The following is a 23,195-nucleotide window of genomic DNA, read 5'->3' as shown; positions in this document are numbered from 1 at the left end:
AGTCAGATACCGGATTTACTTCAGCGATGCCTTGACCGCGGGCAGTGCAGGCTTGCCATCCAGTGTGGTCACGCCTTCGAGCCACTGATCAAGAACGCCCGGATTCTTGGCGAGCCAGCTATGTGCTGCATCACGGGGCTCTTCGCCATCATTGAGAATGCCACCCATCACCTCGTTCTCCATTGCCAGCGAGAACTCCATGTTTTTCAGCAACGTACCAACATTCTCACATTCGTTGAGATAGCCTTTGCGCACATTGGTGTGCACAGTCGCGCCGCCGTAGTTGGGGCCGAAGAAATCATCGCCGCCGTCCAGGTACGCCAGCTCGTGGTTGGCGTTCATCGGATGCGGTTCCCATGCCAGGAAGACAATCCAGTTATCACGACGCACTGCACGCCCCACTTGCGACAACATGCCGGCTTCGCTGGATTCCACCATCCGGAAATCGCCCAGACCGAAGGCGTCCTTGTCGATCATGTCCTGAATCAGACGGTTGCCGTCGTTGCCTGGCTCGATGCCGTAGATACGGTCATCGAACTTGTCGGCATTTTTTGCGATATCGTCGAAGCTGGTGACACCGGCATCGTAAACATACTGGGGTACCGCCAGCGTGTACTTGGCGCCTTCAAGGTTGGTGCGGACATCTTCAACATCACCGCTTTCCAGATAGGGACGCACGTCGGCTTCCATTGTCGGCATCCAGTTGCCAAGGAAGACATCAATATCGCCGTTTTTCAGTGATCGGTAAGTTACCGGAACCGACAGCACTTTGGCCTCCGGCTCGTAGCCCATGCCTTCCAGCACTTCAGATGCCAGTGCTGTCGTTGCAGTGATATCCGTCCAACCTACATCGGCAAAGCGGACGGTCTTGCACTCGGTATTCGCAGCGATACTTGCGCTGCTGATCATCAGGCCGGTCATGGCCACCAGTAGTTTCTTCATTGTGCTCTTCTCCTTTCGATTATTGACGTCGATCTTGCGACGTTCGTTCTCCAGCAAAGTGCTCTTCTAAATCTTTGGAACGGGTCAAAACATTCTTTCAACGCTGGTCAGTGCACCAGCTCGGGTGCTCCCATACTTTGGCTTTCGATGGCGCCAGTGGCGTTTTGCCGCGGATATGATCAGCACACTTCTCGGCCAGCATAATGGTGGGCGCATTCAGGTTGCCGCTGACCACGCTGGGCATGATGGACGCATCCACCACTCGCAAATTCTGTACCCCGTAGACCCGTGCCTGCTCATCAACCACCGCCATCGGATCATCCGGACGCCCCATTTTGCAGGTACACGACGGGTGGTAGGCGCTATCGGCGTATTCGCGAACGAAGGCATCAATGTCCTCGTCCGAAGTTTTGCCGGCACCGGGGCGCAGCTCTTCGCCCCGAAACGGCGCAAACGCCGGCTGCTCGAAAATCTCCCGGGTCAGCCTGACGCTGTCGCGCATTTCCTTGCGATCCTGTTCGGTGCTGAGCAGATTGGGTTCGATGATCGGATGATCGCCGGGGTTGGCGGATTTCAGCTTGAGATAACCGCGACTGGTCGGTCGCATCGGGCCGACGTGTACCTGAAATCCATGGCATTCGGCATCCTTTCTGCCGTGGTCAATCACCTGCGATGGCAGGAAGTGGAACTGGATGTCCGGGTGCCGAACACCTGCCGCAGAGCGAATAAACCCGCCCGCTTCCAGATGCGCGGTGCGACAGGCGCCCCAGTCGTTATTGAGGAACCACTTCATTCCGGCCAGGGTTTTGCCCGGCTGGGTGGTGTACTTGTAGAGCGTGACCGGCTGGGTTGATTTGTGCTGAACATACAGCTCAAGATGATCCTGCAGGTTCTGGCCAACGCCGGGGCGATCGACTTTCACTTCAATACCAAGCGCTTCCAGATCGGCTGCGGGGCCAATACCGGACAACATCAGCAATTGCGGCGAATTGATCGCACCACCGCTGATGATCACTTCCTTACGTGCCGCAACCCGCACGGTTTTCCCATCCTGCACATACTCAACGCCGACGGCCGTATCCCCATCAAACAGAATACGATGGGTCATGGCACCGGTTTCAGCGGTCAGGTTCGGGCGGGCCAGCACAGGGCGCAGATACGCCTGGGCGGCACTCCAGCGCTTGCCTTTGCGGATCGTCATGTCCATCAGGCCGACGCCTTCCTGCTGGTAGCCGTTCATGTCTTCAGTGAACGGATAACCCGCCTGCTGGCCGGCCTCAATAAACGCTTCGAACAACGGATTCGGCTCGTCACCGGTGTGCACGTTGAGCGGGCCTTCGCCGCCGCGGTAATCGTCAGCGCCCTTTTCGCGGGTTTCCGATTTGCGGAAGTACGGCAGCACATCCTGATAGCGCCAGCCTTTGGCACCTTCTTCATGCCAGCGGTCATAGTCGTAGGCGTGGCCACGGATATACACCATCGCGTTCAGTGCCGAGCCACCGCCCCATACCTTGCCGCGCGGCCAGTACAGGCGACGGTTGTTCAGAAACTTCTGGGGTTCAGTGTGGTAGTACCAGTTGTACTTGTCGTCCATCAGATTGAACATCAGCGCGGCTGGCATGTGGATCTTCCAGGTGTTGTCCTTGCGCCCGGCTTCCAGCACCAGCACCTGATCCTCGCCGCTTTCGGTCAGCCGGTTGGCCAGTACACAACCGGCCGATCCCGTGCCGACAACCACATAGTCAAATTCATGATCAAAATTCACTGCTTTCTCCTCCGCGCGGGCGGGCAAAACGGCATTCGGTTCAGGGACTGAAACTCACCACAATTCCGGTTGTTCAAAACGGCGCTTCAAGCGGCACCATGCCCACATAGACGGATTTGATCTGGGTGTAGTGATCCAGCGCCGCCCGTCCATTCTCACGCCCCAGACCTGACAGCTTGTAACCGCCAACCGGCATTTCCGATGGCGAGGCACCAAAGCTGTTGATCCAGCAAATGCCGGCTTCGATCTGATGGATGACCCGGTGAGCGCGGGTGATATCGCGGCTGAATACGCCGGCCGCAAGCCCATAATCGGTACCGTTGGCGCGACGAATCACCTCGTCTTCATCATCAAATGGCAGCACAGCCATGACCGGCCCGAAGATTTCTTCCCGCACGATCGTCATGTCGTCCGTACAATCGGCAAACACGGTGGGCGCGACAAAGTAGCCCTCTTCACAATGCGTGGGCTTCAGTGGCATGCCCCCGGTCACCAGGCGCGCGCCCTCAGCTTTTCCGGCATCGATAAACCCCATCACCTTGTTCCGGTGATCCGCACTGATCAGGGCACCAAGGTTGGTCTTGGGATTCATCGGATCACCGGCGAGAATGTTCTTTTCGGTGCGCTCGACCAGCGCCTCCAGAAATGCGTCGTAGATGCCACGCTGGACGAACACCCGGGTACCGTTGGTGCAGATTTCGCCCTGGGTGTAGAAATTGCCCAGCATCGCCGCGCTGACCGCCTGATCGATATCCGTGTCATCGAAGATGATCATGGGCGACTTGCCGCCCAGCTCCATGGTCACCGACTTGAGCGTCTTCGCTGCGTCCGCCATAACGGTGCGACCCGTTCCCGCTTCACCGGTAAACGACACCTTGGCGATGGCAGGATCCGCCGTCAGCATCTGGCCGACGCGATAGTCACCCTGGACCACGTTGAAAACACCCGCAGGCACACCGGCTTCGATAAAGATCTCCGCCAACCGGATCGCCCCCAACGGGGTTTCTTCTGATGGTTTGAAAATCATGCTGTTGCCGCACGCCAGTGCCGGCGCGGACTTCCAGCAGGCAATCTGCAGCGGATAGTTCCAGGCGCCGATACCGGCACAGACGCCCAGCGGCTCACGGCGGGTGTAGAAGAAGTCAGGCCCCACCTGCTGGCTTTCGCCTACGACGCTGGATGCCTGTCCGGCAAAGTACTCCACGGCGTCAGCGCCGGTCACCACATCCACCACGCTGGCTTCCTGCCAGGGTTTGCCGGTATCCAGCACTTCTACTGCCGCCAGTTCGTCATTCTTCTCCCGCAACAACGCAGCGGCACGGTTAAGTATCCGGCCACGCTCCAATCCGGTCAGTGCGGACCATTCACGGAAACCCTGCTGCGCGCTGGCTACTGCAGCCTGCATCACCGATGCGTCGGCTTGTTCAACCTGATAGATCACAGCGCCAGTCGCCGGGTTGACCACGTCGAAACGTTCACCCGATTGATTGGCGAGGGGTTGGCCGTTCACAAATGACAGGTACAAGGGCAAGGTCATGAATGCTCTCCGTTGTTGGCGCGGATGGCTTGATCGATATAGGTTTTGCACAGATTCACAGCTTCGTCGGTCTCAATCCGACCTTCACTCATGGCAGCGCGAAGCCAGAAACCGTCAATCAGCGCGGCCACAGTCTGTGCAGTCGCACGGGCCTGCTGATTCGACATCAGTGTGCGTAAATAGAACTTGAGGTTGGACAGCAAGCGGCGCTCGTTGACCCGCTGCAAGCGCATCAGGTCGGCGTTATGCATGGCCTGGGTCCAGAACGCGAGCCAGGTCTTGGCCGACTGCGGATCCGTCTGGACGCCGGAAAAGTTGGCATCAACAATCGCCATCAGACGTTCACGTGGCGTATCCGGACGTTCGGTCATCCGCTGTTGCACATCACTACACAAGGTGGCCAGCAGATGTCGCATGGTGGCTTCCAGCAGCCCCTGCTTGCCGCCGAAGTAATGACTTACAATCCCGACCGACATACCCGACACATGAGCAATCTTGCCGATCGTCGCTCCTTGAAAGCCGTTGTCCTCGATTACCTTCAGCGTGGCGTCAATCAATTGCTGACGCCGGATTGTTTCCACATCCAGCCTGGCCATGTCGTCCTCTCGAATAGTTCTGAATGGTTATTCAATTGATTGAACGTTCATTCAATAAATCTAGCGTAATGGTTCGTTCTCTAAATATCAAACGTGACAGGGCGCCGGTCAGGTTAGGCAAAAAAGGCTTTAAATCGACAGAGTTCAGGAAAATCGAGGGAATTCAGACATAAAGAAGGGATCAGGGCCAGCGCAGCCAGCCCTTAAATTAAATTGACATCAAACTATAAAGGCCCGGCGGACGAGCCTGTCACTCAGCCCGCGAGAAAAAATGCCATCAGGACTGGCGAGATAAAGGAAAGGATAAAACCGGACGCCAGCGCGACAGGCACACAGGCCAATCCACCGCTGCGCCGGATAATCGGTAGAGTGAAATCCATGGCGGTAGCACCGCCATAACCAATCGCCATGGCCGGGCGGGCTTTGATAATCACCGGAATCAGCGCCAGCGCGATGATCTCCCTCAGTACATCGTTGAGGAATGCGACACCGCCCCAGGCAGGCCCCAATGCGTCGCCAATCACAATGCCGGACAGGGAGTACCAGCCGAAACCGGAGGCCAGCGCTAGGGTGTCCATCAACGGCAGATCGAACCAGGGTGCAATCGCCAATCCCGCCAGTAGTGAGCTGACAATCAGCGAGCAGGCCACACCAAGCCCCTGACGGTTCATCAGCAGTCGGCGCAACGACAACCCGGCATTGCGCAGCTGCAAACCGATCAGAAACAGCAACAGCATCAGCGCAGCACTGGCCAGATCTTCCACCCAGGTCAGCACCGGCAACACCAGATACCCCAGCGCCATACCGACAAACACCGCCCCCAGCGGTTTGGCCGCCCCCAGAAACAGCCGCTGGTAACTCATCGGGCCTTCGGCGCTGTCATCGTCTTCCAGGGTCATCGGCTGCCAGCGCTGCCATAGCCACAGGCTCAGCATATTGGCAACGAACAAGGCCCCGACCAGAATGAACACCTGCCCGGTCATCCGTGACAGTTGATCCGCCAGCCCGTCAAGCTGCCCCAAACTGATCCCCAGCAATCCCAATATCAGATAGACCAGCCCTTCCACACACTGATTGATCCAGCCCAGCAATCGCCGGTTAGTCAGGTGAAAAGCGAAACCGATAAACAGGGGAACAAGAATAAGTAACGCGCCGGCAAGCATGAAGATCCTTGTGATTAGCAAGTAAATTATTAGGCAGGATTCAGAAGGGGGAGCAGTTTACCAGAGCGGTTCGTGTTGTTCAGGATCAAAAATGTAATGCCCTTCACTCGCATCCCGGTCACGTCGAATGGTGCGAGCATGGCGTTGAGCGGACACCGTCCAGACCACGTGAAGTGACGGCGCCGGATCGTAACTCTTGGCGAGCAACGAACCGGCCACTCCACGCAAGGCGGATTCGGCCTGGGAGGCACTGCGATAGGGCCCCTGGCACTTGTGCCATTCCGGCTGACCATTGTCTGGCCCGCTCAGCGCTACCAGTGCCCAGGTGTCTTCACCGACCGGTTTAACATGAAGCTCAATACGGCGTCCGTCGCGCTGGAGCACCAGCGCTCGCAAGGGGGACTTGCCGTTAAAGTAATGCAGCTTCATCGCTAACCCTAAAAATCAGACCGGGAACATCACCGGTCCGTTACGATCAATTGCGCGTGTTCCGGTCCTGTATCAGCACCCAGGGCGCAATCACTACGGCCCAGAGTTCGGCATCCGCGTCATACCAAGACTGCGCCCGATCAACTGGTACCTCACCGACAGCGCCTGACGCCATCCACTGCTCGAACTGCGCCTTGTTGTCTGCCGTCAGGGCTTCGCCCACCGAAAGCAGATCCAGCGCTTCGGATACAAATACCACCTGCCCGCGGGCAAAGTAGGTCTGTAGCTCTCGCCAGCGAATCGGCGCCGTTTCCAGATTCAGCCTGGCGCGGGTATCTTCGGACGGTTTGTCGGCGGGCATTGCGTCTCCGGTGAATAAATATCTGCTGATAATCTATCGATGACCGTGGTTACTGCGGGCTGTTCTGCTGCTGAGCCTGCATGAATTCCATGATCTTCTTCTGATTGCGCTTCAAAACGGCCTTGTCGTTGTCCGACACCTTGTCGGCAATACCGCCAAACTGAGCCGCCATTTGCTTGCGCGCCTCTTCTGGCACATTCGGGTTTTCCATCATGGCTTCCTGAGTGGCCGCCATAAAGCCCATCATCACCCGCGCCTGCACTTCGAGCAGTTCTTCAACCGAATCGAAGCCGCTGTCTTCAGCTACCCGGCGAACATCCGAATAAGCGTCTACCTTTTTCAGGGCGTCGGACATGCCATCGGCCATCTCTTCGGGATCATAGTCCGCAGACTTGGGATCAAGCTTTGGGGGTTGCTCGTCTTCCGGTAGGGAAGCCAAACGCTGGCCCACCTGCTCCATGACAGGTTGAAGCTCGGTCATCGAATCCAGAAACTTGTCGACCCGCTCGTCGGTCAGCGGCGCATCTGCCTGTGCGATACCCGACACCATCACCAGCGCGGCTGTTGCAAGCCAGATTCTCATTGGCTTCATCATCTTGGAACTCTCCTTTTATCTGACTTGTCAGCGGTCCATTTACTCCCGGCCGGAAGCAAATACAAAAAAGCTGAACCCCGGGTTCTCTGCTGAGGAACAGGGATTCAGCGTCGCATGATTCCCGGGACCGGACAAGCAAAACGCCCATCCGGCCGCGTATCTTCCGGTTAAAATCCGGCGATCCGGCTAAAGCCCGGGGCCGGTCTGTGCCATCAAGCGGACTTGATCATTTCCCGCAATACATAATGCAGGATCCCGCCGTTGAGGAAGTAACCGGCCTCGTTGACAGTATCAATCCGCGAGACAAGGTCCACTTTTTCCTCGTTACCATCCGGATAGGTAACGGTCATCTCGATAGTCTGCCCCGGCTTGGTTTCGCCGGCCATACCACTCAGACTGATCGTCTCCTCACCGGTCAGCTTCAGTGATTTACGGTCCGTGCCTTTCGGGAATTGCAGCGGCATCACACCCATACCGATCAGGTTGGAACGGTGAATCCGCTCGTAGGACTCGGCCACTACCGCCTTGACGCCCAGCAGACGCGTGCCCTTGGCTGCCCAGTCACGGCTGGAACCGGTGCCGTATTCCTTGCCGGCAATCACCACCAGCGGCGTGTCGTCCTCGATGTACTTCATGGCGGCATCGTAAATCGCCATTTCCTCACCCGACGGGATATGGCGGGTGTAACCGCCCTCCACTCCGTCCAGCATCTCGTTCTTGATGCGCACGTTGGCAAAGGTGCCCCGCATCATGACTTCGTGATTACCCCGGCGCGAACCATAGGAGTTGAAATCCTTGGGTTCGACACCGTGATCCTGCAGGTAATGCCCTGCCGGGCTGTCTGCCTTGATCGAACCGGCCGGAGAAATATGGTCGGTGGTCACCGAGTCTCCCAGCAATGCCAGGATGCTGGCATTCTTAACATCCTCTATCGGGTCCGGTTCGCGTCCCATGCCTTCAAAGAACGGCGGATGCTGAATATAGGTGGACTTGTCCGACCACTCATAGACCTTGCTTTCCGGCACCTTGATGGCCTGCCAGGTGGCATCGCCATCAAACACAGCCGCATATTCGGTGCGGAACATCTCGGTTTTGACTTTCTCCACCGCTTCGGCGATTTCATCCTGCGATGGCCAGATATCCTTGAGGTAAACCGGGTTGCCGTCCTGATCCTTACCCAGCGGATCCTTGGTCAGGTCGACCCGCACATTACCCGCCAGCGCGTAGGCGACAACGAGCGGCGGCGACGCCAGCCAATTGGTTCTCACCAGCGGATGCACGCGGCCTTCAAAGTTACGGTTACCGGACAATACCGACGCAACAGTCAGATCGCCCTTTTCGATAGCCTTTTCAATCGGCTCTGGCAATGGACCCGAGTTACCGATACAAGTGGTGCAGCCGTAGCCGACCAGGTTGAAACCCAGCTTATCGAGGTCTTCCTGAAAGCCGCCGGCCTTGAAGTACTCGGTGACCACCTTGGAACCTGGCGCCAGCGAGGTTTTCACCCAAGGCTTGGTATCCAGCCCTTTTGCCAGCGCCTTGCGCGCCAGCAGGCCTGCCGCCATCATCACGCTCGGGTTGGAGGTATTGGTGCAGGATGTAATGGCAGCGATCACCACCGCCCCCGGATCAAGCCGGAAACTCTTGCCCTCGAACTCGGTTTGCTGACTGGCCGCGTGTTCGTAACTCTCTTCCACTCCGACCGCAGACTGCCCACCTTCCGACTCGAGCTTGTCGTGTTCTTTTTCCGACGCGCCTTTGTCCGAGGTATTCATGATCAGCTCAAAGGCTGATTTCATATCTTTCAGAGCTACCCGGTCCTGTGGGCGCTTCGGGCCTGCCAGGCTGGCGACCACATCCCCCATATCCAGCGCCAGGGTGTCCGTGTACTGCGGTTCATGGCCAGGCTCACGCCATAGCCCCTGGGCTTTGCTATACGCTTCTACCAAGGCGATCTGGTCATCGTCACGACCGGTCAGACGCATGTAATTCAGGGTCTGGTCATCAACCGGGAAGAAACCACAGGTCGCCCCGTATTCCGGCGACATATTGGCGATCGTTGCCCGGTCAGCAACCGGCATATCCTTGAGGCCATCGCCATAAAACTCGACGAACTTGCCGACCACGCCATGTTCGCGCAGCATCTGGGTCACGGTCAGTACCAGATCGGTGGCGGTAATACCCTCACGCAGCTTGCCGGTAATCTTGAACCCCACAACTTCCGGGATCAGCATGGACACCGGCTGCCCCAGCATCGCAGCTTCCGCCTCGATACCGCCTACACCCCAGCCCAGAATCCCGAGGCCGTTAATCATGGTGGTGTGAGAATCTGTGCCCACCAGTGTGTCCGGGAAGGCAAACGTCTTGCCGTCTTCCTCTTTGGTCCACACGGTTTTGCCCAGATACTCCAGGTTCACCTGGTGGCAGATACCCGTGCCCGGCGGTACAACCCGGAAGTTGTCGAACGCCTGCTGCCCCCAGCGAAGGAACTCGTAACGCTCCTGGTTGCGCTCCATTTCAATCGCAACGTTGTCTTTAAACGACGACGCATCGCCAAAGTGATCCACCATCACCGAGTGGTCAATCACCAGGTCAACCGCCGACAAGGGTTTGATGCGGGCAGGATCTTCGCCGGCCGCCGCCATAGCGTCACGCATTGCAGCCAGATCGACCACACCGGGCACACCGGTGAAGTCCTGCATCAAAACCCGTGCCGGGCGATACTGGATTTCGGTGTCCGATTTACGGTCTTTCAGCCACTGCTGCATGGCCTGCAGGTGGTCCTCGGTGACGGTAACACCGTCTTCGTTACGCAACAGGTTTTCGGTCAGCACCTTGAGTGAAAACGGCAACCGGGAGAGATCACCCAATGCTTTTTCCGCATCCGGCAGACTGTAATAGTGGAAAGTTTTGCCCTGCACATCGAGCGTTTTGAGGGTTTTAAAACTGTCTTTCTTCGACATCATCAGCCTCCGTTTACATCATCCGTGGCGCTGACTACCCGGATATCAGAGGGTCTATCAGCCTGAAACAGATGACGCTGTTGATACATGAAGTTTAAAGCTGTCCGAATTCTTGCGCGCACTCGGCTAAAAAACACCAGGCGATGCTTACAATATACACCTTCACTCATGACTTCGATGTCACAGCATCGCCGAAAAGCGTGTCCAGAGATTCGCTATGTTTGTATTTATAGGAAAACACACAAAGCGGCGAGGGTGAAATCCATATTATCTATGAGGTTAATAACAGATGAGAGAGCAGCTGCCATCGCCGCCAGACCAATGCCTGCCTTTCAAACATGACCGGACTCCATAAATAACGCCTGTCGGTCAGTTATTGCTATTGCAGCAGATGCTGGTCGCAGCGGGCGGCATCTGCGATCATTACCGTTCATTCATTTTTTGCCGGACCGCTGTGAAACACGACTGCCATTATCATCCCAACACGGCCGCCAAGTGGCATTGCGGTGGCTGCCAGCTCCATTACTGCACAGCCTGCATGCCGGATGCCGATACCCGCCGCAAACAGGGCTTATGCCCCCATTGCGGCCAGCAGATGCGCTATCTTGGCGCGGCAACCGAAGTTGTGCCGTTCTGGAACCGGATCCCCGAATTCTTCCGTTATCCGTTCCGGGCCGATTCGCTGCTGGTGATCGCTATCTGCACGTTTGTGCCGATGCTGGTCGATCCCAACGTATTCGGGCTAATCATCTCGGTGATCCTGTTGCTGGCGCTGTTCAAATACACTTACGCCATCGTCACCCATACGGCTGCAGGCCATATGACGCCGCCACCGCTTTCAATGGCGTTTTCAGGCGCCGGTGCCGGCGTTGTGGTGCAGCAGTTGCTGGTTTTCATTCTGATGGGGGGACTGATTTACTCTGCCGGACTTGTGGGCGGTCCGGTGCTGGCAATGCTCGCGGTCGCTTTTCTGGTGCTCGCGCTCCCCGCCAGCATGATGATTCTGGCCATGGAGCAATCGGTTGGCCCGGCGGTCAATCCGCTGCATCTGACATCTCTGATTTCCCGGATTGGCTGGCCTTATTTCGTGCTCTACGGTCATCTGATTCTGATGATGCTGGTCAGTGGTGCTATTCAGGACTTTGCGTTTTCCCAGTTCCCGGCAATCGTTGCCCAGCCGCTATCCGGCTTTGTCAGCAGTTCGTTTCTCCTGATTTTCTTCCACATGATGGGCTACCTTCTGTTCCAGTATCAGGAAGAACTCGGCTTCGCCAGCGATCTGCAGGATCAGGAAGCGCCGCCCGAGCCCAACCGGGCGTTGCGGGTGGATGCAGATCTGGACATGAGCCTGAAAGACGGCCAGTACGACAAGGCATTGACGCTGGTGAAAGCGGCTCTCAAACGTGACCCATCCAATCCCATGCGGTTGGAGCAGCTTTACCGACTGCTTTGGGCCATGAATGACGGGACCGAACTCTACCGCAACCATCCTCGTTTGCTGCTGTGGCTTGCGGATCGGCGTGATGCGGTGGAACTGGGGAAGATGCTGCAACTGCTGGAGCAACAGGAACCGGGATTCCGCCTGGATGACCCGGCCCTGACGGTCAGTTGCGCCCGCCTGATGTATCGCGAGGGTGAGCACCGCACCGTGTTGCGGCTACTGCAGGACTTCCACAAACGGTTCCCGGACAACGAGCATATCGCCCCCGCCTATCTGCTGGTGGCACAGTCACTGACGCAGGGCATGGCGCAATGGGAAAAGGCGACCGCATTCCTGAACTTCATCAAGAAGCGCTGCCCGGACCATCCCTTAAGCGAGCAAATGGACGGTTTCCTTCAGCAGGCAGCCAATCACGAGCCGTTGCAGGGGCCTCCGGAAACAACCCGGGCGCAGTTTAGTCTGGACCCGGCCTCAGGGGCCTGAAGGCGCTTCCAGCAGCTGGCGGTAATGACGTGCTTTGGGGGTCATCTGGCGCTTGTCGAACTCTTCAGCGAGTAGCCGACAGGCTTCCAATACCAGCATCTCGTCGCCGGTGCCGCGCATCCGTTCAAAGACCTTTTCGGCGGTCTTGAGTTCACCTTTTCGCAAGCTGGCGAAGAACACCCGGTTATGATCCTCTGCGCTCAGCGGATGATGAGGCTGCCCCTTGGTCTGGTATTCCTGCCAGACCTCCAGCAACCGCTCTGGCTGATGCCGGGCCAGAGTGGTTTGCATCAGTTCCCGGGCGCGCAGGCTGTAAGCCTCAGTATCCGGACGCAGCTTGGCGAGCTGGTAAAGATGTTCAAGCAGCACTGTCCGCTCCGGATACCGTTGCCACAAGGCTTCGAACTGCAGGCGCGCCTGCTCGAAGTCCAGTTGGGAAACACGGCTCATCGCCAGTGCGTAGGCCGAACGAAAACGGTCATCCTGCTCGTCTTCCTCCGGTTCGAAAAAGCTCTCTTTCACTTGCAGCCAGCTTTTGCCCAGCAGCAACACCAATCCGGCGCCGGCCACCAACCCGCCGGCATGCGCCATATAGGCAATACCGGTGGCGCCGGCAAACCAGTGATCAAACACTTCCTTACCAATCCAGATCGGTAGCAGCGCGATCGCAGGCGCCTTGAAGTAATCAAAATACACACCGAGGAAGTAAAAAAAGCGAATACGCTGCATGCCGAATATCGCAACGTACATTCCCATCAGGCCCGCGATTGAACCTGAAGCGCCGACCAGCCCACCCCAGGTGCCCCAGTTAAAGCTGGACCAGAGCAACCCGGAAACCACACCGCAAAACAGGTAAGCCAGCAGAAATTTTCCCGCACCCAGCGCTTTCTCCACAGTAAAGCCCAGCAGAAACAGCACCAGCATATTGCCAATAAGATGCCCCCAGCCGGCGTGCAGAAACTGGTACGCAATCAGGTCTGAAAGTGACAGATCCGCCGGCACCACACCCAGGCTGTTTATGCTCACGCGGTCAATGTACGTCTGCTGAATGGGGATCCGTTTCGCCTGCCATATCTCCCGTTGTTCCGGCGCCCAGACAACGCCGATATTGTCCTGCACATAATGGAAGAAACCGGCATCCCACAACATCAGCGACGCCAACAACAGCCGATCGTCGTCAGCCATTGCCTGGCGCAAGAGGTTCAGACGCTCAGCAAGATCATCCTGACCTTCCAGCCGGATCTCGCGCTCGAGATAGTTTTCATAAACCGGGGCTTCGAGCTTGTCGAGATCAACCTTCAGGTATTGCTCTACCGCACCGCCCAATAACTCGTCGTCATTACCCTGATAGAACACAAACACCAGGAAGCAGGCCAGTATCAGACCAAGCGTAATCCAGGGGGGACGGCGCCAGTCAATAGAGCGCTCAACGGGGATAATCAGCATGTCACTTCCATTTGGGGACATCTGAACAAGCAGGCTGATGCGCCCATGCACTTACCCAGAAAATCCTTAGTTAAAATACAACGACAGCCGTAACGGGTTGTGCAATTCAGGTGCATCAAAACGCCGCGTGCCTGATTTCATCACATTTGATCCGATACGATCCGCTTTTTTACCACAGCGCTGCCAGATTATCGCGCTGTAATGGCTACTGAGAGACAAGGGGCAACAAAAGAATATCTGCCCTTACAGAAAGATAACTTCAGATCAGGAGCCCAACCATGCCATATTGCTCAAGCAACTCACTCAGTTACAGACCGTCACAAACCTTTAACAGTGAGCGTATTCAATCAGCGACAGGATTTGCCCGCCGAATGGTTGCAGGCGCAACCGGCGCAGTCTTCCTGGCCATCCTCGCCGGTTGCGCAGCTGACGGTGGTACAAACTCTGCATCAGCACGTCAGCCAGCGGCAGCAACACAGACCGGATCCGTTGCAGCTCAAGACGAGTCCGGGCCACTGGCAAAACCGGCAGCACCAGCAGAAACAGCCGCTATCGACCAATCGCCAATTGCAGCAACGACCAGCGACGACAATAGTGAAACAAAAACAGACGATCGCATCGTCGAAGCACCAAAGGATGAAGACATGACCGTGCTTGTACTTGATAACCCTGAATTGCTGGCCCGTGCGGCACAAATCAACACGATCAGCACACAGCAGGTGAACGCCATGGCCGACAGTCCTCGCAAACCTCATCGCATGAAGTTTCACTTTGCATTCGACAAACATCGTCTGAACGAAGAAGACAAAGCCATCCTGGTAGAGCATGCGGCCTACCTCAAAGCACATCCGGAAGTCCGCGTGCGCATCAATGGCCACACCGACAGCCACGGCGCTGACGAGTACAACGAATTTCTGTCACGGTTACGTGCCAACACCGCAGCCAAGATTCTCAAAGCGGAAGGGATTGACGAGAAACGCATTGAGGTCGTCGGCTGGGGCAACCACAAGCCATTGACCAATCCTGAAGACAGTGCCGCCAATCGTCGCCTGGAGCTGGAATACCTGAGCGAGCAGATGGCCCGCGCGCAATAACCGCCCAAAGATGGTCCGGCAGCCCTGCCAATACGCCTGAACGCAATCCGGTCTGTCGCCCGACACGCCGGATTGCAGCCTGCCAGCTAACCTGCGATTCTAGATTTCCCCTCATACAGAGCAGACACAGAGAGCCCGTTATGTCCGGATACCGGTTGGCCACCACACTCATGATGACCCTGCTGATCAGCGCCTGCGCAACAGTTGAACCTGAGCCTGCCCCCAAGCAATACGGTACCTGGAGTGGCACCCTGCCCTGCGCGGATTGTGCCGGGATCGAGACCAGGCTGACGCTTTTCGCCCAACCCAGAACCTATGTGCTTGAAGAAGCCTACAAAGGCAAGCCCGAGCCCATTGAGCACTCAGGCACCTGGTCACTATTGCCCCCGGAGAACGCCATGGATCTGGGGCGAATCGTGCTGACAAACGAAAAAGGAACGGTCGACCGACAGTTCAGGCGATTGCCCGAGGGTGGGCTGAAAATGCTGGGAAAAGACGGCAAGGATATTCGCTCGGAGCTCAATTACACTCTCGAGCGAAAACGGATTTCAGACTAATTGAAACCAAGTGAAGACAAGATCAAAGTGATACCTGGGCGACGTTGAGCAGCAGCAATCCAGCCATAATCAGGATTGAGAGCCAGGTAAACAACACGCCGATCATCCTCGACAAGGCATAACCGCCGCGGCTTCTGGTAAAGCCCCAAGCATGTAATAGCCGGCCCACTACAAACAACATACCCACAACATAGACGCTCAAGGCGGATACACCGTTGAGTTCGCCAATCGCCATCAGGATCAGCGCGATTGGCGCATACTCCACCAGATTCGCGTGAGCACGGATCGCCACTTCAAAGTCGTGGTCACCGGCATCGCCCATGCCAGCCTTGAACTTGCGCCGGAAGGTCGTAACCCGCCAGGCAAGGAACAACATCAGAAGCGCAATAACAGCTGCGAATACTGCGGTAACTGGAATGATCATCGTCAGCCCTTTTTAATCACACTTACAATCCACAACAGGAACACCGCACCCGCTGTAGCGGTTACCAGCGCGCCGATAGTGCCATGAGACGACAATCCCACCAGCCCGAACAAAAAGCCGCCTACCAGCGAACCCACAATACCAATGCCGATATTGGCCAACACACCAAAGCCACGGCCTTTCATGATCAGGCCCGCGAGCCAGCCGGCAACACCACCAATCAGAAGAAAGAGAATCAGGTTCATCGCGCCACCTCCCGGTTATGACAATAAGATTTCAGGCACTTCCCCTCTGGAAGTACCGGCGAAAAGCCTCAAAGCACGGTTATATCGAAGCAAATCGTGGATAAAGTCAAGGAACGGGGATCAGGCCAGGTCGTTTACCGCCTCACTCATTTCCCGGTGACAGCGCGCCATCAGGTCGGGAATGTCGTCCGGTTTCAGTGACGCCGTTTCGATCGGTGGCAAGATACGCACTTTCACAGGCAACCGCCTGCCCAGCCAGCCCTTGCTCTCCATGTTGTAAGGCGCCACGCAAACCGGCGTAATCGGCGCACCGGCGGCAACCGCTGCGTGAAAAGCGCCTTTTTTGAAGGCCTGGAGCCCCTTACCGTGACTGCGGGTACCTTCGGGGAAAATCCAGATACTCTTGCGCTCGTTGGTCATGGCGGATGCAGAGGCGTTGATCATCGCCATCGCTTTACCGGAACGACCACGATTGATCATGATATTGCCGCCCAGCCAGAACACCTGGCCAAAAAACGGCACCCAGCCCAACGACGCCTTACCCACGGCAACAGTCCGCGGCGGCAGCAAATCCGCCAACACGAAAAGATCGTCGTTATGCTGGTGATTGGCAATCAGAATGGTGGGACGATCCCGGGGTATGTTGTCCCGGCCTTCAACTGGCCGACGCATCCCGAGAATGGCACGGCCGGAAATCGCGATGACACGGCCAATCACGACCGTATTGTCGGGATTGAACGGCCGGAAAATACAGAGGATAAGGCCCAGCACGCACAGCAACGGGACAGATAGCCAGGCAATCACTTCACGAACGAAACGCATCAGAAACTACTCCTAAACGAACCTGATGAGCGTACATATGTACGCTAAAATCAGCTATAGGATATAGGTCTGGGGGTCGTTATGGAACGTCAGGACAGCAGCCGAGCCGCTTCTTTGCACTGCTGGCAATGCCTGGCGACGCAGGTTTCATAGTCGTGTAGCGCCACACCATAGGCATAGTTCACGGAATTGCCACGCCGCTGCGCATCAAAATCGTCAATATAGGCCCGAACAGACGTTTCAGCCTGATCGAAAGACTCAAAAGGCCCCAGCGACGTTTTTTCACGGGTAACAAAAAACCACTGAGAGCCAATGGCGAAATAACGACTGGAGCGTATAGGTAGCGATCCCTGCTCTCCGCGGCGCTTCTCCAAAAACATGACATTATCTCCGGTAACACGGCTTGAGATAATGTGCGCCACTCTCTTCTTATTGTCAAACAAAGTTAAAATGACAGTCATTTGCAGCAAAAAGCGCCGATTATCCGCGTCCGGGCAACCGCATCTGGCGATACCCTATAACGCAGCCTGCATCTGCGGCTGTGCCGCTTCAGCCTCAATCACATAGCGTAAAGGGCCATTGGGATTCAGGGCATCGAACGGATAACAGGTCACCAGTATCAACCTGTCCGGGCCATCCGGACGAACGTCCAGACGCTCCTTTCGCGAATCCACCACCCGTTCGCTGACCACCGTGTATAGACGCCAATCGCCGTCACTGCCCTGCAGCTCAACCCGATCACCGGTGTGGATGGTCTGAAGTACACGAAAGTGGGTATCCCGGTGCCCGGCCACAATAACAGTGCCAGGCTCACCAGGAGTCGCCGAAGCGGTAACGTGCCCCGGACCAAATGCGAGGCTCTCGCCGTAGGTGCCCGAGAGAATCACCATCGGCTCGCCCGAGCCTGGCAGGCGCAAGCGCCCGACCGGCCAGGTGTCGGCCCAGGGCCAGGGTTTGACGTCCTGATGTCCAGCCTGGCTTTCTGCCCAGGCCATATTGAGCAGTTCCTGGGATAGCATCGCTTTCAACGGAATCCAAAGCCCCGCCAGCAAGGTTAAAGCCGCCGCCAGCGTCAATGTCAGAAGCAAACGCATCACGCCACCCTCCTGCGCCGCAACATCAGTACGGCGAATGCGGGCATCAGGCCGGCGAGGCCAATCACAATCAAAGCAAGTGAAGGCGTTGCAGTTTGCGGGTAGCGGATCATTTTCTGGCTGCTGCCGGCGGGCAGCAACGAGGGCACCGCATCCTTTTTCAACGACTCCCCGACCGGCCGAACCGGCGTTTTATCAACCGCGACAAAACTGGTGTAGGGCGTGGTCAGACTATGGGCCAAAGCCAACGGCGTAACCTGCTCCCGGATTTGGTCTTCGCTGACACCATGCAAGCGCTGATCGGTAATCTCATCAATCTTCTGGCGTGCCCAGTAGCGATGCAGCCCCTGCCCCGGTGCAGCGCCTGACAGAGGCAGGGACTGCTGCCAGCTGGAACCATCCGGCAAAACACCCGTCAGCTCAAGATCACCTGCAGGTGCGATACCACGGGTGACCATTATCAACGGCTCTCCCCGGAAAAGGTCGCCCGGTTTCGCCGGAAAGGCCTCACCTGCGGCCTCGTCATCAGGCCAATGTGTCTGGATATCGACCAGTACCGGCGCTGCCATTTTTGAGAACAAGGTGCCCAACTGGCTCGCCACCTCATTAATGTCGCTCACTGAAGTGAACGTTCCCCGCCCGATACGCGCCGCTTCGCGCATGAAGTACATATTGGGAGCAGAGCCGATACCCACCGTAAACAGTCGCGAATGACCCAGTTGATCCTGAATCTGCTGATACAGCGCTCTCTCGTTGCCCACCGCACCATCGGTAATAAATACGACCTGTCGTACCCGTTTTGTCGATGCTTCGTCGCTCGACTTTCGAATACGCAGGGCCCGGTCCAGAGCGGGCGCCATTTCGGTGCCACCATTGGCCTGCAACCCCCGAGCATACTGGCGAGCCTGGTTGAGATAGGCCGTATCTGCAGGCTGAGCTTGACCAAACAGTGCATGGGTTTCGCTGTTGAATTCAATAATATTGAAGCGGTCGCCGGATTTAAGAGTATCAAGCCCCGCCAACAGCGCGCTGCGGGCCTGTCGAATCGATTCTCCGGCCATTGAGCCAGACGTATCCATCACAAAGATCATTTCCCGAGGCACCGACTGGCCCCCATTAAGCCCTGGCACCAGCAGCGTCAGCAGATAGTCTTCATCCTGCCAGCGTTCATGGAACACCGCGGCAGCGGGCGCCTGCCCGCGTTTCGGCGTCCAGCGCACCACCAGATCGCGATCCATTGCGATATCACCCGACTGGGGCACCACGGTGACCTGCTCGCCCTGCCATTCCGGCTTGAGCGCATGGGTGGGGCTCACCACATTGGCAATAGGCAGGCCGGCGTTAAGCGTCAGCTCGACGTGCGCCCGATGACTGCCCGCTGGCACATCTTGCGAATTCACCGTGAAAGGACTGATCGCATCCGCATCAGCCACCTCGGTGGTCGGCACCGCCCAACCCTGACGCCAGGTAACCGGACGCTCCGGATCGTCGATCGGCGTCCCCGGCATGTAGCGGGGCGTCATTGTTGTTGGCAGACGCAATTCAAACTCACCGGACTGATAGTCCACGGCCTGTTGATAGCGCAGTTCAACGGTAACCGTCTCGCCGGGCGGAATATTGGCGACCCGCGTAGTGAACAGGTTTGGACGCTGCTGTTCCACGTGTGCCGCCTGCTTACCTTCTGTTTTGGCCTTTTCATAGGTCTTGCGTGCATCGTCACGGGTTTTGATCTCACCCACGATGACCCGCTCGCCAATTCGCAGCTGCATGGCATAAAGGCTGGCTTTCTCCGGCAGCGGAAACACATAGGTGCCTTCGCGCCAGTCAGTACTGGTGTTTTGGAAATCTTGCCGCAGCCGGGTGTCCGCCAGCAGACCGCTGACCCTGACCCGGTAATCCGTGCGCAGCAAGGTGGCGGTTTCGAACTGGCCGTTTGGCGTTGTCATTCTCAACTCACCGGCACCCGGCTCGTCAGCGCCGCGTTCGCTGGCCTGGGCGGCAACCGACTGCAGCACAAAGAAAAGGATCACAGCAAGCCACAGGCTGATACCCTGAACCAACCGCAATTGGCGGCGTGTGAATGTCGTTTTTCCAGATGACTTGCCGGACCAGTCTGATGACCAGTCCACTGCTCGCATGGATCTCACAGAAAACCCTCCGTTGTCGTTTTTTGCTATTAGGCCCGGGGCAAAAGGCAATTCCGTGGGAGAAACCGGCAGGATTCAGGCGTAATCGTGATCAATTGTGGCAATTGTTCGGCGAAGGCTTGCGAGTAACGCCTGTCGTGTTTAAATACCGGACAATCGTATTCAATGAATTGTTCATGCGTCAGTAGGAAGTGAGTCCATGAAACGCCACATCGTGCTCGTCGAAGACGAACCCGCTATTCGAGAGAATTACCGTGACGCACTGGAACGGCGGGGTTATCAGGTGTCCGTTTTTGCCGACCGCCCCAGCGCGCTGGAAGGACTCAAAGGCAACATGCCGGATCTGGCCATAATTGATGTGGGTCTGGGTGAGGAAATCGAGGGCGGCTTCGACCTGTGCCAGGCGTTGCGTCAGCGTTCGGCGTTGCTGCCGATTATCTTCCTGACCGCCCGGGACAGCGACGCAGACTCGGTCGCCGGCCTGCGGCTCGGGGCGGATGACTACGTCACCAAAGACATGAGCCTTGATCACCTGTTCGCGCGTATCGCAGCGCTGTTGCGGCGCACGGCAGCCTGGGCCGAAAACAGCCGGCAAAGCGACGAGATGCTGAACCGCGGCCGATTGGCCCTCAATGTTGATCGCATGATGGCCGAATGGGGCGGTCAGCCCATCGAACTGACCGTCACCGAGTTCTGGATGCTGCATTCCCTGGTTCAGCACCCGGGTCATGTGCGCAACCGCACCCAATTGATGGAAGCAGCGAACACGGTGCTGGACGACAACACAGTGACCTCCCACATCAAACGGATTCGGCGCAAGTTTCAGCAACTGGAACCGGATTTTGATGCCATCCAGACCGCTTACGGCTTCGGCTATCGGTGGAATGCCCATGAGGCCTGAGCGCCGCGCTCTTGATAACGGCAGAATCCCATGCCGCGCCTGACCCTCAAGCGACAACTGCTGATCGCCTGTCTGTTGATGCTGCTGATTCCCTGGGCGGGACTCCAGTTTGTACTTGAGCTGGACCAGGCATTACGCCATCAGGCCAGCGAGCAACTGGTCAGTCAGGCCCGACGGATCAGTGCCAGCCTGCAAGCGCCGGTCGCCTCAATCCAACCGCTACCCGGCCAACACACACGCACCTTCTACGCCGAGCAGTTGCATCGCCCTATCTATCTGGACGGCTATGGCGACGACTGGCCGTCATGGAGCGAGGATTCCGACTCCGCCTATCCGACCGCTGGCGCAAACAAGCCCGTTCAGTGGCGCGCCGCTGTCGACAAACACTACCTGTATTTGCTGGTACGGGTCCAACAGGCACCCGGCGCCTATTTTAATCCCGGCGCGCCGGCACAGCCCCATGCCCATCTGCGCCTGTTTACCACCAAACAGGACCAGTTGCAGACCCGACTGATCCGCACGCCGGCGCCGGGACCTATCGTCGCCCAGTTTGATGACACCCCGGGCCCCAATCGCGCCAGCGCTGAACCACCGAGCCAAGACAGAAATGACGTGCTGCAGCCGGACGAAGAACCAGCGCCAGTCCGCAACGATTTCCAGACCACCGGTGTCTGGCAGGCCACTGGCGAGGGCTACCAGATTGAGCTGCGGTCACCTCGCCCTGCACTCAACAGTCCCACCGGCTTTGAAATCTGGCACCCTGATGCCCGCGGCGGCTACAGCATTCTGGGTAATGCCGGCTTCGATGCCGAGGAGCGGCTGCCACACCTGATGTTTCCAGTTCCGATACTGAGGCAATCGCTTCAACCCCTGCTCGCCTCCGGTCAACGCGCCATCCTGCTCGACTCACATGGCTGGGTGCTGGCAGACACCTCGACACCCGCTGCTGAAACCGCTGATTTCGACACATTGGGCCCCTGGGAAATCGTCGAGCAGATCGGCCTCAACGGCTTGCGGTCGCTGTTGCGCCGCTTTCAACCGGAACCAGTCAATCTGCCGGGTGAAGCGGCCCAATATCCGCAAGGCAGCCTGCCATCATCAACGCATGCACAAACCATTGTGCGCCATGCAGGCAGCGAATCCGCATTGATTTACCAGCAGACCGTAAAGCAACCCAACGGCTCACCGGTCACACTGGTGCTGGAACAATCGCTCGGGGATATTCTGGCGCTGTCTGGCGACACGCTGGGGCGGGTCATCGTTCGCAGCGCGACCTTTGTGGTGTTGCTGATGCTGATCGTGCTCGGCTACGCCAGCTGGCTGTCGTGGCGTATTACCCGCCTGCAACGCGCGGTGGCCGACACCTTCGACGCCGACGGGCGATTGCAACGCCGCTTGCCCGCCAGCAACGCCGGTGATGAACTGGGCGAGTTATCCCGTCAGTTCAGCCAGCTGGTCGACAACCTGCAAGGCTATACCGACTATCTGGAAAGCTTTGCCCGCCGCCTGTCCCATGAACTGAAAACACCGGTGGCGGTGGTGCGTTCGTCCCTGGAAAACCTGCGGCACGACATACCGGGGCTGGAAAACTCACCGTATATCACCCGCGCCCATCAGGCAACGGACCGGCTGAGCCAGATTCTCCAGGGCATGAGTGAAGCTGCGCGACTGGAGAAAAGCTTTGATCAGGTCGAGCGCGAAACCTTTGACCTGGCAGACGTGCTGGCCCAGGCCACCGCCGCTTACCAGAGTCTCGATCCGGATCACCTTATTCGTTATGCCGGACCGGACCGGGACTGCAAAATTCAGGGTTCACCGGAACTGGTGGTGCAGCTGCTGGACAAGCTGGTCGACAACGCGCGGGACTTTACCCCGCAAGGCGAGCTGATCGAGGTGCGCCTGAAGCCAAAGGGAAACCGGCTGCTGATGCAGGTTTTCAACGCCGGCGCGCCTCTGCCTGAGCACCTTACCAGTGAAATATTCAGCCCGTTCGTGTCGCTGCGTGAAGGCTCGCAGGACGGCCACCTTGGCCAGGGACTGCAAATTGTGCGATTGATTGCCGACTATCACGGAGCAACCGTCAGCGCCCGCAATCAGGATTTTCCTGCCGGCGTGGTGTTTTTGGTGAATTTCCCGCTGGCAGATTCAGCGTCGAGCGACGGCACCTAATCTGGTAGCCTTGCAGCTCCA

21 protein-coding genes are annotated in these 23,195 nt (G+C 57.4%); 5 read left to right on the top strand and 16 right to left on the bottom strand.

Annotation, left to right across the window (positions count from 1 at the left end):
* Positions 1-15: 15 nt before the first annotated feature.
* The 9 genes from ACUN9X_RS04055 to acnA all read right to left on the bottom strand — a co-directional run bounded on the left by ACUN9X_RS04055 (position 16) and on the right by acnA (position 10,351).
* Entirely contained in the window at positions 16-942 is a 927-nt protein-coding gene (locus tag ACUN9X_RS04055; protein ID WP_260039069.1) for a choline ABC transporter substrate-binding protein, read from the bottom strand.
* 97 nt (positions 943-1,039) lie between these two features.
* A complete protein-coding gene (gene betA, locus ACUN9X_RS04050; protein WP_445472260.1) occupies positions 1,040-2,707 on the bottom strand; it encodes a choline dehydrogenase in 1,668 nt (555 codons plus the stop codon).
* A gap of 73 nt (positions 2,708-2,780) precedes the next feature.
* Positions 2,781-4,244 carry a betaine-aldehyde dehydrogenase gene (betB, locus tag ACUN9X_RS04045; RefSeq protein ID WP_445472259.1) on the bottom strand — a complete coding sequence of 488 codons (1,464 nt, stop codon included), beginning with the start codon at positions 4,242-4,244 and terminating at the stop codon, positions 2,781-2,783.
* The gene (gene betI / locus ACUN9X_RS04040) at positions 4,241-4,840 is read right to left on the bottom strand and encodes a transcriptional regulator BetI (RefSeq protein WP_445472258.1); all 600 of its coding nucleotides are present in this window, start codon (positions 4,838-4,840) and stop codon (positions 4,241-4,243) included. The genes betB and betI overlap by 4 nt, the downstream gene beginning before the upstream one ends.
* A 254-nt stretch (positions 4,841-5,094) precedes the next feature.
* On the bottom strand, positions 5,095-6,003 hold the full coding sequence (locus ACUN9X_RS04035) for a lysine exporter LysO family protein (protein WP_445472257.1): 909 nt from the start codon (positions 6,001-6,003) through the stop codon (positions 5,095-5,097).
* A 57-nt stretch (positions 6,004-6,060) separates the two neighbouring features.
* Positions 6,061-6,432: a PA4575 family protein gene (locus ACUN9X_RS04030; RefSeq protein ID WP_260039075.1), complete on the bottom strand. Its 372-nt coding sequence runs from the start codon at positions 6,430-6,432 to the stop codon at positions 6,061-6,063.
* 46 nt (positions 6,433-6,478) lie between these two features.
* Positions 6,479-6,793 carry a DUF2288 domain-containing protein gene (locus tag ACUN9X_RS04025; protein ID WP_260039076.1) on the bottom strand — a complete coding sequence of 105 codons (315 nt, stop codon included), beginning with the start codon at positions 6,791-6,793 and terminating at the stop codon, positions 6,479-6,481.
* 49 nt (positions 6,794-6,842) lie between these two features.
* Positions 6,843-7,388 (bottom strand): hypothetical protein, encoded by a 546-nt coding sequence (locus ACUN9X_RS04020; RefSeq protein ID WP_445472256.1) that lies wholly within the window; start codon positions 7,386-7,388, stop codon positions 6,843-6,845.
* A 212-nt stretch (positions 7,389-7,600) separates the two neighbouring features.
* Positions 7,601-10,351, bottom strand: coding sequence for an aconitate hydratase AcnA (gene acnA, locus ACUN9X_RS04015; protein ID WP_445473176.1), 2,751 nt, complete (start codon positions 10,349-10,351; stop codon positions 7,601-7,603).
* Between the two features lie 454 nt (positions 10,352-10,805).
* On the opposite strand from acnA, the gene ACUN9X_RS04010 reads away from it, so the two are divergent.
* Entirely contained in the window at positions 10,806-12,275 is a 1,470-nt protein-coding gene (locus ACUN9X_RS04010; RefSeq protein ID WP_445472255.1) for a hypothetical protein, read from the top strand.
* Here ACUN9X_RS04010 and ACUN9X_RS04005 read toward each other — a convergent pair.
* Entirely contained in the window at positions 12,264-13,721 is a 1,458-nt protein-coding gene (locus ACUN9X_RS04005) for a rhomboid family intramembrane serine protease (RefSeq protein ID WP_445472254.1), read from the bottom strand. The two genes, ACUN9X_RS04010 and ACUN9X_RS04005, sit on opposite strands and share 12 nt — an antisense overlap.
* A gap of 371 nt (positions 13,722-14,092) precedes the next feature.
* Here ACUN9X_RS04005 and ACUN9X_RS04000 point away from each other — a divergent pair, with 371 nt between their 5' ends.
* Together ACUN9X_RS04000 and ACUN9X_RS03995 are read left to right on the top strand one after the other, a co-directional pair.
* Positions 14,093-14,815 (top strand): OmpA family protein, encoded by a 723-nt coding sequence (locus ACUN9X_RS04000; protein WP_445472253.1) that lies wholly within the window; start codon positions 14,093-14,095, stop codon positions 14,813-14,815.
* Between the two features lie 140 nt (positions 14,816-14,955).
* Positions 14,956-15,372: a copper resistance protein NlpE gene (locus ACUN9X_RS03995; RefSeq protein WP_445472252.1), complete on the top strand. Its 417-nt coding sequence runs from the start codon at positions 14,956-14,958 to the stop codon at positions 15,370-15,372.
* 22 nt (positions 15,373-15,394) lie between these two features.
* Here ACUN9X_RS03995 and ACUN9X_RS03990 read toward each other — a convergent pair whose 3' ends face one another.
* From ACUN9X_RS03990 to ACUN9X_RS03965, 6 genes are all read right to left on the bottom strand, one after another.
* Positions 15,395-15,796 (bottom strand): MAPEG family protein, encoded by a 402-nt coding sequence (locus tag ACUN9X_RS03990; protein ID WP_260039083.1) that lies wholly within the window; start codon positions 15,794-15,796, stop codon positions 15,395-15,397.
* Between the two features lie 2 nt (positions 15,797-15,798).
* Positions 15,799-16,041 carry a GlsB/YeaQ/YmgE family stress response membrane protein gene (locus tag ACUN9X_RS03985; RefSeq protein WP_260039085.1) on the bottom strand — a complete coding sequence of 81 codons (243 nt, stop codon included), beginning with the start codon at positions 16,039-16,041 and terminating at the stop codon, positions 15,799-15,801.
* Between the two features lie 120 nt (positions 16,042-16,161).
* A complete protein-coding gene (locus ACUN9X_RS03980; RefSeq protein ID WP_260039087.1) occupies positions 16,162-16,863 on the bottom strand; it encodes a lysophospholipid acyltransferase family protein in 702 nt (233 codons plus the stop codon).
* 89 nt (positions 16,864-16,952) lie between these two features.
* On the bottom strand, positions 16,953-17,243 hold the full coding sequence (locus ACUN9X_RS03975; RefSeq protein ID WP_445472251.1) for a DUF6316 family protein: 291 nt from the start codon (positions 17,241-17,243) through the stop codon (positions 16,953-16,955).
* 135 nt (positions 17,244-17,378) lie between these two features.
* On the bottom strand, positions 17,379-17,957 hold the full coding sequence (locus ACUN9X_RS03970; RefSeq protein WP_445473175.1) for a class GN sortase: 579 nt from the start codon (positions 17,955-17,957) through the stop codon (positions 17,379-17,381).
* Positions 17,957-20,095: a marine proteobacterial sortase target protein gene (locus ACUN9X_RS03965; protein ID WP_445473174.1), complete on the bottom strand. Its 2,139-nt coding sequence runs from the start codon at positions 20,093-20,095 to the stop codon at positions 17,957-17,959. The genes ACUN9X_RS03970 and ACUN9X_RS03965 overlap by 1 nt, the downstream gene beginning before the upstream one ends.
* Before the next feature lie 208 nt (positions 20,096-20,303).
* Between ACUN9X_RS03965 and pdsR the strand changes: the two genes are divergently transcribed.
* Both pdsR and ACUN9X_RS03955 read left to right on the top strand, forming a co-directional pair.
* Complete coding sequence (gene pdsR / locus ACUN9X_RS03960) at positions 20,304-21,005, top strand: proteobacterial dedicated sortase system response regulator (protein ID WP_260039092.1); 702 nt, start codon at positions 20,304-20,306, stop codon at positions 21,003-21,005.
* Positions 21,006-21,035: 30 nt separating this feature from the next.
* Positions 21,036-23,174 carry an ATP-binding protein gene (locus tag ACUN9X_RS03955; RefSeq protein WP_445472250.1) on the top strand — a complete coding sequence of 713 codons (2,139 nt, stop codon included), beginning with the start codon at positions 21,036-21,038 and terminating at the stop codon, positions 23,172-23,174.
* The last annotated feature ends 21 nt before the right edge of the window (positions 23,175-23,195 follow it).

Source organism: Marinobacter sp. V032, from assembly GCF_052645435.1.
The sequence above is the reverse complement of the archived record's forward strand: the minus strand, read 5'-3'. Positions and strand labels throughout refer to the sequence as shown.

Excerpts from the sequence above, each read along its gene's own strand:
- pdsR (WP_260039092.1), top strand. The coding sequence starts at position 20,304 with ATGAAACGCCACATCGTGCTCGTCGAAGACGAACCCGCTATTCGAGAG.
- ACUN9X_RS04020 (WP_445472256.1), bottom strand. The coding sequence starts at position 7,388 with ATGATGAAGCCAATGAGAATCTGGCTTGCAACAGCCGCGCTGGTGATG.
- betI (WP_445472258.1), bottom strand. The coding sequence starts at position 4,840 with ATGGCCAGGCTGGATGTGGAAACAATCCGGCGTCAGCAATTGATTGAC.
- ACUN9X_RS04000 (WP_445472253.1), top strand. The coding sequence starts at position 14,093 with ATGGTTGCAGGCGCAACCGGCGCAGTCTTCCTGGCCATCCTCGCCGGT.
- ACUN9X_RS03990 (WP_260039083.1), bottom strand. The coding sequence starts at position 15,796 with ATGATCATTCCAGTTACCGCAGTATTCGCAGCTGTTATTGCGCTTCTG.
- acnA (WP_445473176.1), bottom strand. The coding sequence starts at position 10,351 with ATGTCGAAGAAAGACAGTTTTAAAACCCTCAAAACGCTCGATGTGCAG.
- ACUN9X_RS03955 (WP_445472250.1), top strand. The coding sequence starts at position 21,036 with ATGCCGCGCCTGACCCTCAAGCGACAACTGCTGATCGCCTGTCTGTTG.
- ACUN9X_RS04030 (WP_260039075.1), bottom strand. The coding sequence starts at position 6,432 with ATGAAGCTGCATTACTTTAACGGCAAGTCCCCCTTGCGAGCGCTGGTG.
- ACUN9X_RS03970 (WP_445473175.1), bottom strand. The coding sequence starts at position 17,957 with ATGCGTTTGCTTCTGACATTGACGCTGGCGGCGGCTTTAACCTTGCTG.
- ACUN9X_RS03975 (WP_445472251.1), bottom strand. The coding sequence starts at position 17,243 with ATGTTTTTGGAGAAGCGCCGCGGAGAGCAGGGATCGCTACCTATACGC.
- betB (WP_445472259.1), bottom strand. The coding sequence starts at position 4,244 with ATGACCTTGCCCTTGTACCTGTCATTTGTGAACGGCCAACCCCTCGCC.
- ACUN9X_RS04025 (WP_260039076.1), bottom strand. The coding sequence starts at position 6,793 with ATGCCCGCCGACAAACCGTCCGAAGATACCCGCGCCAGGCTGAATCTG.
- ACUN9X_RS04035 (WP_445472257.1), bottom strand. The coding sequence starts at position 6,003 with ATGCTTGCCGGCGCGTTACTTATTCTTGTTCCCCTGTTTATCGGTTTC.
- ACUN9X_RS04005 (WP_445472254.1), bottom strand. The coding sequence starts at position 13,721 with ATGCTGATTATCCCCGTTGAGCGCTCTATTGACTGGCGCCGTCCCCCC.
- ACUN9X_RS03995 (WP_445472252.1), top strand. The coding sequence starts at position 14,956 with ATGTCCGGATACCGGTTGGCCACCACACTCATGATGACCCTGCTGATC.
- ACUN9X_RS03965 (WP_445473174.1), bottom strand. The coding sequence starts at position 20,095 with ATGCGAGCAGTGGACTGGTCATCAGACTGGTCCGGCAAGTCATCTGGA.
- ACUN9X_RS03980 (WP_260039087.1), bottom strand. The coding sequence starts at position 16,863 with ATGCGTTTCGTTCGTGAAGTGATTGCCTGGCTATCTGTCCCGTTGCTG.
- ACUN9X_RS03985 (WP_260039085.1), bottom strand. The coding sequence starts at position 16,041 with ATGAACCTGATTCTCTTTCTTCTGATTGGTGGTGTTGCCGGCTGGCTC.
- ACUN9X_RS04055 (WP_260039069.1), bottom strand. The coding sequence starts at position 942 with ATGAAGAAACTACTGGTGGCCATGACCGGCCTGATGATCAGCAGCGCA.